The 15,166-nt window shown below is 42.9% G+C and carries 18 protein-coding genes and 1 other annotated feature; of the genes, 3 read left to right on the forward strand and 15 right to left on the reverse strand.

What is annotated here, in order from left to right; translation table 11 throughout:
* Positions 1-5: 5 nt before the first annotated feature.
* The 12 genes from GM698_RS03235 to rsmC all read right to left on the reverse strand — a co-directional run bounded on the left by GM698_RS03235 (position 6) and on the right by rsmC (position 10,470).
* Positions 6-746, reverse strand: a complete 741-nt coding sequence (locus tag GM698_RS03235; protein ID WP_176807514.1) for a methylated-DNA--[protein]-cysteine S-methyltransferase — start codon at positions 744-746, stop codon at positions 6-8.
* 88 nt (positions 747-834) lie between these two features.
* Entirely contained in the window at positions 835-1,608 is a 774-nt protein-coding gene (hisF, locus tag GM698_RS03240) for an imidazole glycerol phosphate synthase subunit HisF (RefSeq protein WP_176809606.1), read from the reverse strand.
* On the reverse strand, positions 1,590-2,339 hold the full coding sequence (gene hisA, locus GM698_RS03245) for a 1-(5-phosphoribosyl)-5-[(5-phosphoribosylamino)methylideneamino]imidazole-4-carboxamide isomerase (RefSeq protein WP_209289650.1): 750 nt from the start codon (positions 2,337-2,339) through the stop codon (positions 1,590-1,592). The genes hisF and hisA overlap by 19 nt, the downstream gene beginning before the upstream one ends.
* A gap of 66 nt (positions 2,340-2,405) precedes the next feature.
* On the reverse strand, positions 2,406-2,981 hold the full coding sequence (locus tag GM698_RS03250; RefSeq protein WP_176809604.1) for a phosphoglycerate mutase family protein: 576 nt from the start codon (positions 2,979-2,981) through the stop codon (positions 2,406-2,408).
* A 71-nt stretch (positions 2,982-3,052) separates the two neighbouring features.
* Positions 3,053-3,895, reverse strand: a complete 843-nt coding sequence (locus tag GM698_RS03255; protein ID WP_209289651.1) for a BRO family protein — start codon at positions 3,893-3,895, stop codon at positions 3,053-3,055.
* 101 nt (positions 3,896-3,996) lie between these two features.
* Entirely contained in the window at positions 3,997-4,590 is a 594-nt protein-coding gene (gene hisH / locus GM698_RS03260; RefSeq protein WP_176809602.1) for an imidazole glycerol phosphate synthase subunit HisH, read from the reverse strand.
* 7 nt (positions 4,591-4,597) lie between these two features.
* On the reverse strand, positions 4,598-5,431 hold the full coding sequence (locus GM698_RS03265; protein ID WP_176807518.1) for a hypothetical protein: 834 nt from the start codon (positions 5,429-5,431) through the stop codon (positions 4,598-4,600).
* Positions 5,432-5,581: 150 nt separating this feature from the next.
* Positions 5,582-6,670, reverse strand: a complete 1,089-nt coding sequence (gene hisB, locus GM698_RS03270; protein WP_209289652.1) for a bifunctional histidinol-phosphatase/imidazoleglycerol-phosphate dehydratase HisB — start codon at positions 6,668-6,670, stop codon at positions 5,582-5,584.
* Between the two features lie 68 nt (positions 6,671-6,738).
* Positions 6,739-7,023, reverse strand: a complete 285-nt coding sequence (locus tag GM698_RS03275; protein WP_256437773.1) for a transposase — start codon at positions 7,021-7,023, stop codon at positions 6,739-6,741.
* Positions 7,024-7,136: 113 nt separating this feature from the next.
* Positions 7,137-8,192 (reverse strand): histidinol-phosphate transaminase, encoded by a 1,056-nt coding sequence (hisC, locus tag GM698_RS03280; protein ID WP_209289653.1) that lies wholly within the window; start codon positions 8,190-8,192, stop codon positions 7,137-7,139.
* A 17-nt stretch (positions 8,193-8,209) separates the two neighbouring features.
* Positions 8,210-9,202, reverse strand: coding sequence for a virulence protein RhuM/Fic/DOC family protein (gene rhuM / locus GM698_RS03285; protein WP_209289654.1), 993 nt, complete (start codon positions 9,200-9,202; stop codon positions 8,210-8,212).
* 22 nt (positions 9,203-9,224) lie between these two features.
* Positions 9,225-9,342: a sequence feature (His leader region), on the reverse strand.
* Between the two features lie 138 nt (positions 9,343-9,480).
* Positions 9,481-10,470 (reverse strand): 16S rRNA (guanine(1207)-N(2))-methyltransferase RsmC, encoded by a 990-nt coding sequence (gene rsmC / locus GM698_RS03290; protein ID WP_159629068.1) that lies wholly within the window; start codon positions 10,468-10,470, stop codon positions 9,481-9,483.
* A 140-nt stretch (positions 10,471-10,610) separates the two neighbouring features.
* On the opposite strand from rsmC, the gene GM698_RS03295 reads away from it, so the two are divergent.
* The gene (locus GM698_RS03295) at positions 10,611-11,033 is read left to right on the forward strand and encodes a DNA polymerase III subunit psi (RefSeq protein WP_176812219.1); all 423 of its coding nucleotides are present in this window, start codon (positions 10,611-10,613) and stop codon (positions 11,031-11,033) included.
* Positions 11,026-11,463 carry a ribosomal protein S18-alanine N-acetyltransferase gene (rimI, locus tag GM698_RS03300; RefSeq protein WP_159629066.1) on the forward strand — a complete coding sequence of 146 codons (438 nt, stop codon included), beginning with the start codon at positions 11,026-11,028 and terminating at the stop codon, positions 11,461-11,463. Before GM698_RS03295 ends, rimI begins: the two co-directional genes overlap by 8 nt.
* 46 nt (positions 11,464-11,509) lie before the next feature.
* Here the strand turns inward: rimI and typA are convergent, their stop codons facing one another.
* Positions 11,510-13,357: a translational GTPase TypA gene (gene typA / locus GM698_RS03305; RefSeq protein WP_209289655.1), complete on the reverse strand. Its 1,848-nt coding sequence runs from the start codon at positions 13,355-13,357 to the stop codon at positions 11,510-11,512.
* Between the two features lie 185 nt (positions 13,358-13,542).
* Complete coding sequence (locus tag GM698_RS03310; protein ID WP_209289656.1) at positions 13,543-14,220, reverse strand: YggS family pyridoxal phosphate-dependent enzyme; 678 nt, start codon at positions 14,218-14,220, stop codon at positions 13,543-13,545.
* Positions 14,221-14,289: 69 nt separating this feature from the next.
* Between GM698_RS03310 and GM698_RS03315 the strand changes: the two genes are divergently transcribed.
* Entirely contained in the window at positions 14,290-14,829 is a 540-nt protein-coding gene (locus GM698_RS03315; RefSeq protein ID WP_209289657.1) for an HAD family hydrolase, read from the forward strand.
* A 20-nt stretch (positions 14,830-14,849) separates the two neighbouring features.
* Here the strand turns inward: GM698_RS03315 and GM698_RS03320 are convergent, their stop codons facing one another.
* Complete coding sequence (locus GM698_RS03320) at positions 14,850-15,158, reverse strand: DUF3144 domain-containing protein (RefSeq protein WP_176807526.1); 309 nt, start codon at positions 15,156-15,158, stop codon at positions 14,850-14,852.
* Positions 15,159-15,166 lie beyond the last annotated feature (8 nt).

Below are 15,166 nucleotides of genomic sequence, written 5' to 3' on the forward strand. Positions count from 1 at the left end.
GGTCATTAATTAAAAGTCTTTTCTAATTTCAGTAAGGCTCTCTTTCGATCAACTCCACCGCCATAACCTACTAAATCACCATCGCTACCTATCACACGATGGCAAGGAATAATAATAGAAATTTGATTTCGCCCATTAGCTGCAGCTATGGCTCTAATCGCACTGAGTTTACCCATAGACTCTGCTTGCAATTTATAGCTGCTGGTTGACCCATAAGGAATATTCAGTAACGCTTGCCAAACACTTTTTTGAAATTCTGTGCCAATAATATCAAGAGGAATGCTAAAATTTTTTCTTTCTCCAGCAAAATATTCACTAAGCTCTTGCGTAAGTTGAATACTTTGTTCGGTGGTTTGAAAAATAAAATTCGCTTTGAGATTTTTTTGTAAAGCCAACAGCTCGCTTTCTAACATTTTTCTATCGCAGAACTCTAATAAACACAGGCCTTTTTCCGAGAATATGGCTAACATTTCACCCAAAGGAGTCTCAATATAATTAGCACTTAAGGCTTGTTTAAACTTTTCGTTGATTTGATGTAATAAATAATCAACACGTCTTAAACGCACATATTTTCCTAAAGATATGCCAAGTGCTTTTTGAAAATCTTTTTTAAATACCAATAATTCAGCCTCTGAATTAAAGGGAAAAAGAGAATAAGATTTTGGCGGATTATTTTGGGTAACCAACCAATCGGCTATCGTTTTCCACTGACTTGGTAAAGCGGAAACTATATCCCATATTTGCATTTTTTACTCCTTTTTTGACCGCTTACAAAATTTGCGTAGGGGCAAGTTTCAACTCGCCTATCGGGAGGGTTAAAACCCTCGTCTACGATTATCTACGAACCTCAACCCCTTCCGCCGCCAAATACGCCTTCAGCTCACCAATATCAATAATCCGCTTATGAAACACACTTGCCGCCAAGGCTCCATCAACTTTTGCATCAATAAAAGCATCACGGAAATGCACCATTTCGCCTGCACCGCCTGAGGCGATGAGTGGGACTTGGCAAACTTCACGCACTTTTTTCAGCTGCACCAAATCGTAGCCATTACGTACACCGTCTTGGTTCATCATATTCAGCACGATTTCACCTGCTCCACGTTTTTGCACTTCTGCCACCCAGTCAAGCAACTGCCAGTTGGTTTGGCGAGTGCGTTTTTCATCGCCGGTGTATTGATTGACCCAGTATTTGCCCGTTTCTTGCTCGAACCAGCTATCAATGCCAACCACGATTGCTTGCACGCCAAAACGATCTGCCAAACGGCTAATCAAATCAGGATCAGCAAGGGCTGGTGAATTGATCGAAATTTTATCCGCCCCGAATGCAAAAATTTGCTCAGCATCAGCAATGGTTTTAATCCCACCCGCCACGCAAAACGGAATGTCAATCACCTGTGCCACACGCTCCACCCAGCTTTTATCCACCGTGCGACCGTCGCTTGATGCGGTGATGTCATAAAACACCAGCTCGTCTGCACCCTCGTCTGCATAACGCTGGGCGAGCGGCACAATGTCACCAATAATTTCATGATTGCGAAACTGCACGCCTTTAACGACCTGTCCGTCACGCACGTCCAAACAAGGAATTATCCGTTTTGCCAACATTCTATTGCCTCCGCTACATTAAATTTTCCTTCAAGCAACGCTCGCCCCACAATCACGCCCGCCACACCTGTGCCTTTTAAGGCTTCAATGTCGGCAAGCGAGCCAATACCGCCTGAGGATTGGAACTGAATTTCAGGATATTTGGCACAAATTTCTTTGTATAAGTCCACATTCGAGCCAGCCAGCGTGCCGTCCCGAGAGATGTCGGTGCAAAGCACGTGCTGCAAACCAACCGTTTGAAAGTCTTCGATCAGCTCTTCGAGCAACACACCACTCGCCTCTTGCCATCCGCTAATTGCGATGTTTTTTTGACCGCTTGCGTCAATATTCACATCAAGGGCAAGCACGAATTTTTCCGCCCCATATTTTTTAAACCAGCCTTTCACCATTTCAGGCTGTTTGACCGCAGTCGAGCCAATCACCACACGGTTCGCTCCAACAGAAAGCAAATCCGCCACATCTTGCTCGCTACGAATACCGCCACCGACTTGAATTTTGCAGTTCGTGGCATTAATGATGTTGCCGATTAAGGCAGTTTGGCGTTTGGCTGGATCTTTCGCCCCGGTCAAATCTACCAAATGCAGCTGCTCCGCCCCTTGGGCAAGATAATCAGCAAATTGAGCGATAGGGTCATCGCTGTAAGTGGTCTGTTTGGCATAATCGCCTTGGTGCAACCGCACCACTTGCCCGTCGATTAAGTCGAGGGCGGGGATAATTTCAGATGGTTTCATATTTTTTTCCTGTATATCTTAAATAATTTTGGATCATCATTATCTTATGAGTGACAAGTTTCTTGGCTAAGTTAATTTAGCAGAAATAGGTTCTAAATAAAAAATCTCGACTTGAAAACAACCTTGTTTATAAAAAAATGTACGTTGGAATTTATGTTTCTTTAACGATTTTCTTATTTCCCTTAATACAAAACCATGTGCAACAATAATGGAATTGTCTTTTAAAATTTCCCTAAAGGTTGATTTTACTCTTTTTATTTCTTCCGAAAGATTATAGGTTGTCTTATTTATACCTAAAAGCCATAATACTCTTGACAGCACAAGCCAATTTTTTAAAGTCAATTTGATAAAAGGTATCTTGAAAATACTTAAGTTAAATTCTTGCAACGAATCTAATACAGTATAGTTTTTCTGAGGAAAAATATATTCTGCTGTTTTTGTCGCTCGTTTCAATGGGGAAACAAAAATATGTTCTATTTTTAATATCTCCTCATATTCCTTTGTTTTTAAAAAAGCATCTGATTCATTTAATAGAATATTGTCCGTTAAATTATACTGAATTAAACCTTCTTCAGCTTGTCTGTAAAAACACTTTTTTCCATTAACATTTGGTGTCGCATGCCTCATTAAGACAATTTTCATTCAATAACCCTATTTGGTAAGCCTTACTAGCGGTCAAATTCTTTCAAAAACTTGCAAAAATCCGACCGCACTTATTTTTTCCTTACTTTGTTCGCCACCTGCTCAATCACCGCCGCAAAATCAATCGCATTTTGTTGCGTAATCACAGGCTTGCCGGTCTCGGCTTCTAAGGTTTCACGGGCGACTTTTGCCACATTGCCGCCACGTTTCGCTATGGTTTTGTTCTCTTCCAAACCTTGTGGGTGGCTGATTTGGGTAATATCTTTGGTCGCCGCCTCAGCCAGCATATTCAACACCAGCTCGGTGGTACTCATATTGTCACGCAGGTTTTCCTTTTTCAGCCCTTTGAAATCCTTGTATTGGCGAGTACTCATTCCGCTCCACGCCTGCGTAATTTCGTTAGTTAAAATAGCGAACTCACGCCCTGCTTGCACACCGTGATCTTGCCACGTATCCGTCAGCTCTTTTCGCACCTGAATGGCTTGCAATCTCTGGTTAATCCACTCTCGGGAATAACCTTTCTTCAAGTAGGTTTCCAACGCACGATCAATCGTCAATTCCGGATCGACAATCTCATCAATCCGTTCTTTTCCAACTTCCGCCAGCCACATTTTCAATGGCTCGGCTTTGGGGCTTGGCACAGATTGGATAATACGGAAAATGCCTTGTAAATCAGCCGCTTGCACATTGCGTTTTTTGCCATCTTTCCCCAACATTGGAACAGGGGTACAAATTGTACCCCACTTGCTATTCAGCTCAGGGTCACGGCTCCGCATTTTCTTAACATACTGTTTGGGGTCGGCACTATCCGTTAGCACTTGCACCACATCTACCACCGAGAAAAACCACTCTTCTTTTTCGCTGTCCCACACAGAGCGGATTTGGCTGTTTTCAAATAGCTTGATTTCGTTCATCGCTTGTCTCTTAAAATAACTGGTTAAATTTCCAGCTATTTTAAGCAAAACCTTGGCATAATCAAGCCACTTTTTCCAACTTTGCGATCGGCGTCACAAAATTAGACATTCTCCACAAAATTCCGCAACAACTTCGCCCCTGCTGCCCCGGAGCGCTCAGGGTGGAACTGTACGCCGTAGAAGTTTTGGCTAGCAATCGCTGCCGAGAAATCCACGCCGTAATTGCAGGTGGCGATGGTGTTTTTGTTCGGCAGCACGCCAAAACTATGCACAAAATAGAAGTGGCTGCCTTGCTCAATACCGTGGAAAAGTGGGTGGTCTTTGGCGTAATTGACCTTGTTCCAGCCCATATGCGGCAAGGGCAAGCCGGTGTTTGGTAAGCGTTCGGTGTTGCCACTCATCAAGCCGAGCGTGGTAACCTCGCCTTCGCTGGAAAATTCGGTCATCAGCTGCATCCCCAAACAGATGCCTAGCATTGGTTGGGTAGCATTTTGGATCGTTTCAATCAGCTTGCGATCGTGCAGGTTTTTCATCGCTGCGATTGCCGTTCCCACACCGGGGAGCAAGAGTTTATCGGCGGATTGGATTTTGTTGAGATCTCGGGAGATCTCCGCCTGAATGCCAAGGCGGTCAAAAGCAAATTTGACCGAAGACAGGTTGGCACAGCCTGTGTCGATGATTACTAAGTTTGTCATTTTAATCCTATGTAAATAATTCAATAACAGCAAGAGCAATACCTATAATGGCAAAACATAAATTCCATTTTTCTTGTTTAGATTGCTTTTCTTTTTCTTGTGTCACTCTTTTATTTTCTGAATCTAAATTTAAAATATAATGAACATTAGATAGTTGTTCTAATAATTCTTTTGATGAAACATCAATCTCAAATACTCTATCTATTTCTTTCCATGTCTCAGTTAAACTGGCTTTATCTATCAATACTGGTTGATGAAATAAGAAAATAGAGTTAAATTTAGCAGCTTCAATGTACAGCTTATTAAGCTCATCAATATCGCAATTTGCACAATTTACTTTCTGAGACAAATTATTGGAAATATATTCGATCGCACCAAGATAAGCATAAGCCAAAGATAATAAAATAACTTGTCTATAAAAGTTATCTTTTTGATTTTCAATTTTCGAAAAAAATGAAAGACCTCTGCCATCAATATGTGCATAATGTGAAGGATATTCTATAAAATCACATTTCTTAATTGACTTAGATCCTCGGATAGATATAGATAGCTTTTCAGCATCAACATCACCAAATTCATTATTACAAATAAAACTAGCCGTCGTTAGCTTTTTGAATACTTTAAAATCTGGCTCATCCCTACTAACATAAATATGTTGCTCATAAGGCTTACCTTTAAAAAAATTAAGAATCCAACTCCCTTTTTCATCCTCTAAAAAATCAGAATTAACTAATAGAATCTCTCTCAAAAAACCGATCTTCCCTCCAATTTTGAGTTGATTAAGGCTACTTGTATCAAATTTTCTATCTGTCCTATAAATGATAAGAGTTTCATGTTTCATCTTATATCTCACCCTACTTATACTGAATACAAGCGGTCAAATTCTCCCAAAAACTTTGCAAAAATCAACCGCAATTTTGCCCTATCCCTCCGAAAATCCTGCGGATTTTCTCCACCCTGTTCCATAAATGGGAGAGGGAAAAGCGAGAAATTACAACACCCCTTTTGAACTCGGTAATTCATTCCCTTCAATGCGGATACACTGTCTTAGCGTTCTGCCAAACACTTTGAACAAACTTTCGATTTTGTGGTGGTCGTTGTCGCCTTTTGCTTTGATGTGGAGCGTGGCGAGCAGGGTAAAAGCGATGGATTGGAAGAAATGTTCGGTCAGTTCAGTGCTGAAATCACCCACTTTGTCACGTTTGAAATCGGCTTTGAATTTGATGAACGGTCTGCCCGATAAATCCATCGTACATTCCGCTTTGCATTCGTCCATCGGCAGCACGAAGCCGAAGCGGGCGATGCCACGTTTGTCGCCGATGGCTTGTTTTAACGCCGTGCCGAGGGCGAGGGCGGTGTCTTCGACGGTGTGGTGTTCGTCAATCCAGAGGTCGCCTTTGGTGGTGATGTTCATTCGGAAGCCGCCGTGGGTGGCGATTTGGTCGAGCATATGGTCGAAAAAGCCCACGCCCGTGCTGATTTCGTTCGTGCCGGTTTCGTCCAGCCAGACTTGCACTTTGATGTCAGTCTCTTTGGTTTTACGCACGACTTCCGCATAACGTGGCGTGCGGTCGCCAATGTTGGTAACGGCTTCGCCCAACAGTTTTTCGGTGATTAAATCCCAGTTCAGCTTTTCAGGGTTATATTGCAAGGCACGAATGCCGAGATTTTCCGCCAGTTGCACATCGGTAGCACGGTCGCCAATCACAAAGCTGTTGGCTGGGTCGAACAGTTGGCGGTCAATGTATTTTTGCAGCAGTTTGGTGTGTGGTTTACGGCAATCGCAGCCGTCTTCAGGCTTGTGAGGGCAAATCAATACCTCATCAAATTCAATGCCTTGTGAATTGAACACCGCCATCATTGCGTTATGCGGTTTGTCAAAATCGTCCTGTGGGAATGAGCTGGTGCCTAAGCCGTCTTGGTTCGACACCATCACAAAACGGTATTTGCCTTTTAGTTTTAGCAAGGCAGGAATAACGTTTTTCTCGAATTTGAGTTTTTCCAAGCTGTCAATTTGAAAATCAGTTTTCGGCTCGTCAATTAACGTGCCGTCACGGTCAATGAAAAGAGTGGGTTGCATATTTTTCTCCTGTAATTGCCTAGCACCCTCGTGCTAGGTTACGCATAATATCGATGCTCTACATCGGGTTATAAGTCTTTTTCAAAAAATTGTTCGTTTATTTCAATTCCAGCTTCACGCAAGAGGAATTTGGTTTCATCCATAAAACTCTGCGTTTTATGGTGTTCTTTTTGGTTTTTAATATAGTTGATGATTTTCTCTTTATCTCGTTCGCAATAAGTGAGCGAGCAATATCCCCTCGACCACGCATAGAAATCGGGAAATAACGCCTTATTTTCATCAATCCATTTGTGCGTGGTGGTTTTTAATTTCTGCACAAATTCCGCCACCGCAAGGCTTGGGTGCAGTTCCACGAAAAGATGAAAATTCCGCAGACCTTGGTCTGCGGTTACGCATAGTATTGATGCTCCACATCAATTCGGACACTATCGTCGCAGAGCGACGACACTATGCCTAACCACATACGTTAGTATGTGGCTGAGAGTGCTTTTACTACCTTCAAATTCTCCTCCACTGTACCAATCGTAATCCGAATGCAGTTTTGTAAGCCCAACGCCTTGTGCTGATCCCGCAAAATAATCCCCTGATCCCAAAGCGCTTTGAACACTTTCTGCCCGTCTTGGCATTTGAACAAGAGATAGTTGGCTTCGCTGTCAAAAACTTTTTCTACAAGCGGTAGGTTTTCGAGATTTTTTTGCAAATCGGTACGCAGGGTAATCACTTCTGCCACGCGCTCACGCATTTGTTCAATGCCTTGTGGAGAAAGGGCTTGGGCGGCAATGTCGGAAACTGGCACAGGCAGCGGATAGGGGGCGATGACTTTTTGCAGCACGCCGATCAACTCCGCATTCGCCAAAGTAAAACCACAACGTAAGCCAGCCAGTGCAAATGCTTTGGAAAGCGTGCGGATAATCGCCAAGTGCGGATAATTCGGCAGTTCGTTCGCCAACGTCGCTTTAGGGCAGAATTCGATGTAGGCTTCATCAACCACCACAATCGCTTTGCCTGCAGTGATTTGCAAAAGTTCAAGTAAATCTGCCCGCTTGATAAGATTGCCCGTCGGGTTGTTCGGGCTGCAGACGAAGACGATTTTCACGCCGTCCAAATTGCGTTTAATTTCAGGCAGATTGAGTTGAAAATCCGTGGTCAGCGGCACGGTTTTGGTGTTGATGCCACAAGTGTCGGCACTCACGGCGTACATTCCGTAAGTTGGCGGGCAGTAAAGAATTTGATCACTTGGCTCACAAAAGGCACGAATCAGTAGCTCAATGCTCTCATCGCCGCCACGAGAAACCAGCACATTTTCAGGAGCAACGCCTGCATAACGGGCATAGCCCTCAATTACTGCCTGCGGCTGCGGCTCGGGGTAGCGGTTAAACGTGCGGTCGGTTAAATCAAAGTTTGGCGACACTGCATATTCATTGGCATTCAGCCACACATCGCCACTGCCACCCAATCGGCGGGCGGATTGGTACGGGGTCAGGGCTTGAATGTTTTTTCGGGAAAGTTGTGAGATTGTCATATTATGTTCCTGTCTTGTTATGCTTTTAATAAAATAAAATGCTCAATTAATTTAATCATCAACTCTTTTTGTTCGGGCAGACTTTCCGCCACCAGCAACGCCAATGCAACTAACGTATTGTCATTAATCAGTTGCTCTACAGGCTTGGCGAGCAAATGCTGATTGAGGCGTAAATACCATAAAAACAAGAACGAGCCTGTGCGTTTATTGCCATCCGTGAGTGGGTGGTTTTTAATCACAAAATAGAGCAAATTCGCCGCACGGCTGGCAACATTCGGGTAAAACAGTTCATCGCCAAAGCCTTGCTCAATCGTCGCTACCGCAGAAGCCAAGCCCTCATTTCTCGGGTTGCCAAAGAGTTCTGTCGCCTCCCCTTTTTCCATAAGTGTCTGTTTTAATTGAGCTATTGCCGACCACACTTGTTCCATTTCAAGGGAAATCATCTCTGATTGTTTATGCGGATTGGCTTGCAAGCTCTGTTCATCATAGGCTTGCAATAAACTCCAACTGCGAGCGTAATCTTGCACGACATTTAATACCGCTTGCCCTTCATCTGAAACTAAGGATTGATTCGCCAAAGTCTGGCTTAATAGCCCTATCACCTGCTCAAATTCCACGCCTTTTTCCTGCAAACGGCGTTCGTTAATCGCATAACCTTTGACGAGATAATCTTTTAATCGAGTAGTTGCCCAAATCCGGAATTGGGTTGCAGCCGTTGATTTCACTCGATATCCTACCGAAATAATAGCATCAAGATTGTAATGTGTAAGCCGACGACTTACCTGCCGCTTACCCTCTTGGCGAACTACCGAGAAATCCTCGGTAGTTGCTTCCTCGTCCAATTCACCTTCCGCAAAAATATTTTTTAAATGCAGGCTAATGTTATCAGAGGTTGTTTTAAAAATTGTTGCCATTTGTGCCTGCGAAAGCCAAACCGTATCTTGATTAAATTGAACTTCAATATTCGTTGTGCCATCTTGACTTTGATAAATTTCAATCGGATTTGTCATTATTACTACCTAAATTTAACCATAAAAAAATCTCCCGAAAGTTGCCTTCCGAGAGATCCTTTTTATTGCCACACTTGCTCGGAAGATCTATCTTCCGTATGCACCCAATGCCCGAAAGATATCAGGAAAGATGGTGATGGTGATGATGATGTGAAGTGCGGTTAAAATTCATTGTGTTTCTCCAAACATTGTTGGAACGAATTTACGCCAACAAAAAATAAATAGCAAGTATTTTTTAGCCAAATTTTGCTTTTTTTTTCTATCCGCCTAATATTCCATTAAGCTCTCGCTGAATACACCTTAAACTTTGTCGATTTTGCCAACACTTCGTGTTTGCCAAAGGTTTTATTTAGCAAATCAGGATAAGGCAAGAACGCATTTGCCACAATACGTAATTCACCGCCTTTAGTTAAATGGTTCTTAGCTTGAAAAATCAGTTCTTCTACTGCTCGATAGGCAGTATCCACACCATCGTGGAACGGTGGATTTGAAACAATCAAATCAAAACGATCATTAATATGGGAAAATACATCGCTTGCCAGCACTTCTCCCTCCAGCTGATTTTCCGCTAGAGTACGGTGGCTAGATTCGATCGCCATTGCGTGAATATCGCTCATTGTAAGTTTGATTTTTGGGAATTGCTGTTTCAGCGTTGCCCCAATTACGCCTGCTCCGCAGCCTAAATCAAGCACTTTGCCTTTAAGACGATCTTCTTTGCGAAAAGTTGAGAGTAATAATTTCGTGCCGTTATCCAATTCTGACGAACTAAAGACGGCAGGTAAGGTAAACACGTCTAGATCTTGCAAGCGGTAAGATTTCCAGAATTTTTTGCAATCAAATTCAGGTATAGTTTGTAGCTCAAAATGATATAAACCACAACGGCGAGCGGAATCAATTTTAGCGATATTGCCAAACGGCTCAAGCAATTTTTCCGCCGAACGCACGCCAGCACGGTTTTCACCAATAATCAGCATTTCCTGCCCCACTTTGCATTGCGAAAGCCATTGCAATAGTTGGAATCGGCACTCTTGTTTGTTTTTTGTCCAATAAAAAACCGCTAACTCCGCAGATAGCCCACATTCCAAACCAAATTCCACATTTTGATGATGGCGAGTATAGTTAAAATAGCTACTAAATACCGCCACATTTTTAGCACGAGATTGCAACTGTTGGGCAAAATCATCTCGTATATCACCAAACAATAACACTGATTTTTGTTCAAATAACGCTAAATGACGTCCAAGCACTTCGCTTTCTAAAGAGAGCATTTTCTTACCTTATCTAAAAAATTTAACGTGAATATACCGAATTTAGGCGGAGAAATCTTGCTAAACCTATCAATTTTTTGAAAAAAGTTTCTGATTAGTCGCAGTTTTGGTACTATTTGCAAAATTTGATGAGGTATTAGATGAATCGTCGTGATTTACTGTTAAATGAAATGGGCATTTCGCAATGGGTTTTAGCCAAACCCCAAGTGCTAAAAGGCGATGCACAAATTCGTTTAGATAAAAAAATTAAATTCGTTGTGGTGTGTGAGGAAGATCACCAAAGCAGTGGGTTGTTTGCTGATCTCTTAATTGCATTAAACTTACAAAAAAGCGAGTATCAATGGCTCGATGCGGAACAATCACAACGCTTAGTATTTGAACATTCTCCCCTCATTTGGCTGATTCAAGCGGAAGAACAAGCGGTTAAAATTGCAAAAAATATTGCAAATCAGACCGCTTGGAAAAATGCATCTTGGCAAGATCTCGCAAAATCATCACCAAAACGCCAACTTTGGCAACAAATAGAAACCTATTTCGCACAATTGGAAAAACAGGATGATTAAACCAGTAGAAACACCCGATTTTGAGCGATTGTTTGAAATTGAGCAAAAAGCCCATTTAGTGCCGTGGAGCAAAGGCACGCTGTTAAATAATCAAGGCGAGAAATATCTCAACTTAAAATTAATGGAAAAGAATCAAATTGTCGCCTTCGCTATTAGCCAAATTGTGTTAGACGAAGCCACGTTGTTCAACATTGCTGTCGCCCCCGAATTTCAAGGCAAAGGTTTTGGCAAGCGGTTACTTTCTGCCCTCATTTTGCAACTGCAACAGAGAAATGTCGCTACCCTTTGGCTGGAAGTAAGAGAATCTAACCTCACAGCCCAGAAATTATATAATTCTCTCGGGTTTAATGAGGTCACAATCCGTAAAAATTACTACCCTACGCTAAACGGCGGCAAAGAAAATGCAGTGGTGATGGCGTTGTATTTATAACCTAAAATGCAAGAAAAAAGAGCGACCTAGGTCGCTCTTTTTCGTATTAATGTGTGCTAGTGCTCGTTGTAGTACGGCTTGCACGTTTGCGGTCGTTTTCCGTTAATAAACGTTTACGGATACGCACCGATTGTGGCGTAACTTCAACTAATTCGTCATCATCAATGAACTCTAATGCTTGTTCCAATGAAAAACGAACTGGCGTGGTTAGCACAATCGCATCGTCTTTGCCTGATGCACGCATATTGGTTAATTTTTTACCTTGTAAACAGTTTACGGTTAAGTCGTTTGAACGGCTATGAATACCAATGATTTGACCTTCGTAAACATCCACACCGTGGTCGATCATTAATTTACCACGCTCTTGTAAACCAAATAATGCGTATGCTAACGCTTTACCCGTTGCGTTTGAAATTAACACGCCGTTTTTACGCTGACCGATTTCGCCCGGTTTTACGTCATCATAGTGGCTGAATGTAGAGTAAAGTAAACCAGTACCTGAGGTCATCGTCATAAATTCGTTACGGAAACCGATTAAGCCACGGCTTGGGATCACATACTCTAAACGGGTACGACCTTTGCCGTCCGGAATCATATCACGCACTTCACCTTTACGGATACCAAGTGCTTCCATCACTGAACCTTGGTGTTGCTCTTCAATATCAATCGTCACTTGCTCAAACGGCTCTTGTTTTTTGCCGTCTTCTTCACGGTAGATTACTTTCGGGCGAGACACTGCTAACTCGTAACCTTCACGACGCATATTTTCGATTAATACCGATAAGTGTAATTCGCCACGACCTGACACACGGAATTCGTCTGGGTTCGAGGTTTCTTCCACACGCAATGCCACGTTGTGGACTAATTCTTTGTTTAAACGCTCAAGAATTTGGCGTGAAGTCACAAATTTACCTTCTTGACCGCAGAATGGCGAGGTGTTTACGCAGAAGAACATCGTTACCGTTGGTTCATCAACGCTTAATGCCGGTAAAGCCTCTACTGCGTTAATATCACAAATAGTATCTGAAATATTTAATTCGCCTAAACCAGTAATCGCAACAATATCGCCAGCAAAGGCTTCTGTTGCTTCAAAACGTTGTAAACCTAAATGCCCCAACACCTGACCGATACGACCTTGGCGAGTTTTGCCTTCGCTATCTACAATCGTTACCGCTTGGTTAGGTTTCACCGAACCACGTTTGATACGTCCAATACCGATAACGCCCACATAGTTGTTGTAGTCTAATTGCGAAATCTGCATTTGGAATGGTGCATCTAATTCCACTTGTGGTGATTGAACGTGTTTGACAATCGCTTCATAAAGTGGGGTCATATCTGCCGCTAGGTCTTCGTGTTCTAAGCCTGCTACACCATTTAAGGCTGAAGCGTAGATAATTGGGAAATCTAACTGCTCATCACTTGCACCTAAATTTACAAACAAGTCGAACACTTGATCCACTACCCAATCAGGGCGAGCACCTGGGCGGTCAACTTTATTGATCACTACGATTGGCTTTAAACCGTGAGCGAACGCTTTTTGCGTGACGAAACGGGTTTGCGGCATCGGGCCATCAAAGGCATCAACCACTAACAGCACCGAATCTACCATTGAAAGTACACGCTCAACCTCACCACCGAAGTCAGCGTGCCCTGGGGTATCTACGATATTGATGTGATAACCATTCCAGTTAATTGCCGTATTTTTTGCAAGAATGGTAATGCCACGCTCTTTTTCAAGATCGTTGGAATCCATTACACGCTCATCAACGTCACCACGAGTTTCACCAAAGGTGCCTGATTGTTGTAAAAGTTTATCAACCAAGGTGGTTTTACCGTGGTCAACGTGGGCAATAATTGCAATGTTACGCAATTTTGAAATATCTACATTTTGCATTGGAATATCTTTTTAAGTGAATGAAAATAAAAACTCTCGCCCATCAAAACTGGCGAGAGTCTAGAAATTAGGAGGCGTGATTATACAGACTTTTTCCGCTGTTGGCTACAAAACAAGCGGTGGAATTTGCAAAGTTTTTGGCGAATTTGACCGCTTGTATCAGCTTTATGTAAAAACTCAGCTGGCTAACGTCTCGCCCCAAAAATCGCAGTCCCAATCCGCACCATTGTCGAACCACACTCAATCGCAGCCGCCATATCGTCCGACATTCCCATTGAAAGGGTGTCGATGCCGTCAAATTCTGCCTGCAAGCGGTTGAAAAGTTGCTGCATTTTGCAAAGCGCGATTTTTTGTTGTTCCGGTTCGCTTTCAGGCTTTGGAATCGCCATTAAGCCACGCAATTTCAAATTCGGTAATTGCGAAATCACTTGGGCGAGAGGTAGCATTTCGTCGGGTTCAATGCCCGATTTCGAGGCTTCATCGCTGATATTAATTTGAATCAGCACGTTGAGCGGGGCTTTATCCGCTGGGCGTTGTTCGTTTAAACGCTCGGCAATTTTTAATCTATCCACCGTTTGAATCCAATCAAAATAGGCAGCGACCAATTTGGTTTTATTTGATTGAAGTGGCCCGATAAAATGCCATTCCAATTCAGGGCGGTTTGCAAAAAATTCGATTTTTTCGACCGCTTCCTGCACATAATTTTCGCCAAATGCAAGCTGCCCTGCCTCAATCGCCGCTTGAATCGCCTCAACTGGTTTAGTTTTGGAGACGGCTAACAAACGCACGTTATCTCGTTGATATTGTTCGGAAATTTGCTGAATTTGTTGGTGAATGTGCGATAAATTCGCTGAAATCGACATTTCGCTTCCTTTGGTAAAAGAGGTAAAAACGTTATAATGGCGAAATCATACCATATTTGAGGCAGAAAAATGTTAGACCTAACCAAGATTAAATTAGTGATTACCGATGTGGACGGCGTATTAACCGATGGCGGAATGTATTACACCGAGCAAGGTGAAGTGATGAAACGTTTCCACGTTCACGATGGTTTAGGGGTAAAAATGTTGCAAAGTTGTGGCATTAAAGTGGCGGTACTTTCTGGCGGCGACAGCCCATTGCTTCGCAAACGCCTTGAGGTGTTGAAAATTGACTTAGCCCAACTCGGTAAACTGGAAAAACGTTCCGCCTGTTTTGAATTAATGCAACAAGCCGGCGTAACGCCCGAGCAAACTGCCTATATTGGCGATGACACGTTAGACCTGCCAGCCTTTGAGGTGTGCGGTTTAGCAATCGCCACTCGTAATGCTCACGATTACATCAAAACTCAAGCGGATTGGGTTTTACAAAAAGCGGGCGGCGAGGGGGCATTCCGTGAAGTGTCTGACAAAATCTTAGAGGCTCAAGGCTTCGGTGAAATTTTTAAAACCGCAGATGGATTTCTGAAAATTGCCGAAAAAATGGCTCAGTAGTGCTAAAAAAACCAAGGCGGTTAATCCGCCTTTTTCCCTTCAATATAACGCTCGAAATTTTGGATATATTCGTCCAAATTTGCCATCAACATCTCTTTGTATTGTTCCACAAAATATTGAATCACCTCTTGTTTGGAATCCACCAGTTGCTGTTTGTATTCCGCCTTGCTGGAGGCTACGTAGGCGTTAAATCTGGCACAGGCGAACAGCATTGCGTTACTCACTTGGTTTGGGGCAATATTCTGCAAATGGGCGTTGGCGATGTTAATAAAGCCGTCTGCCCGCTGGTAGAAAGTCGGGTCAATGTGTTTGTCGCTGATGTTGATCATAATGTTCA

It is taken from the genome of Mannheimia sp. ZY171111, from assembly GCF_017750945.1.
Classification (GTDB): Bacteria; Pseudomonadota; Gammaproteobacteria; order Enterobacterales; family Pasteurellaceae; genus Mannheimia; species Mannheimia pernigra.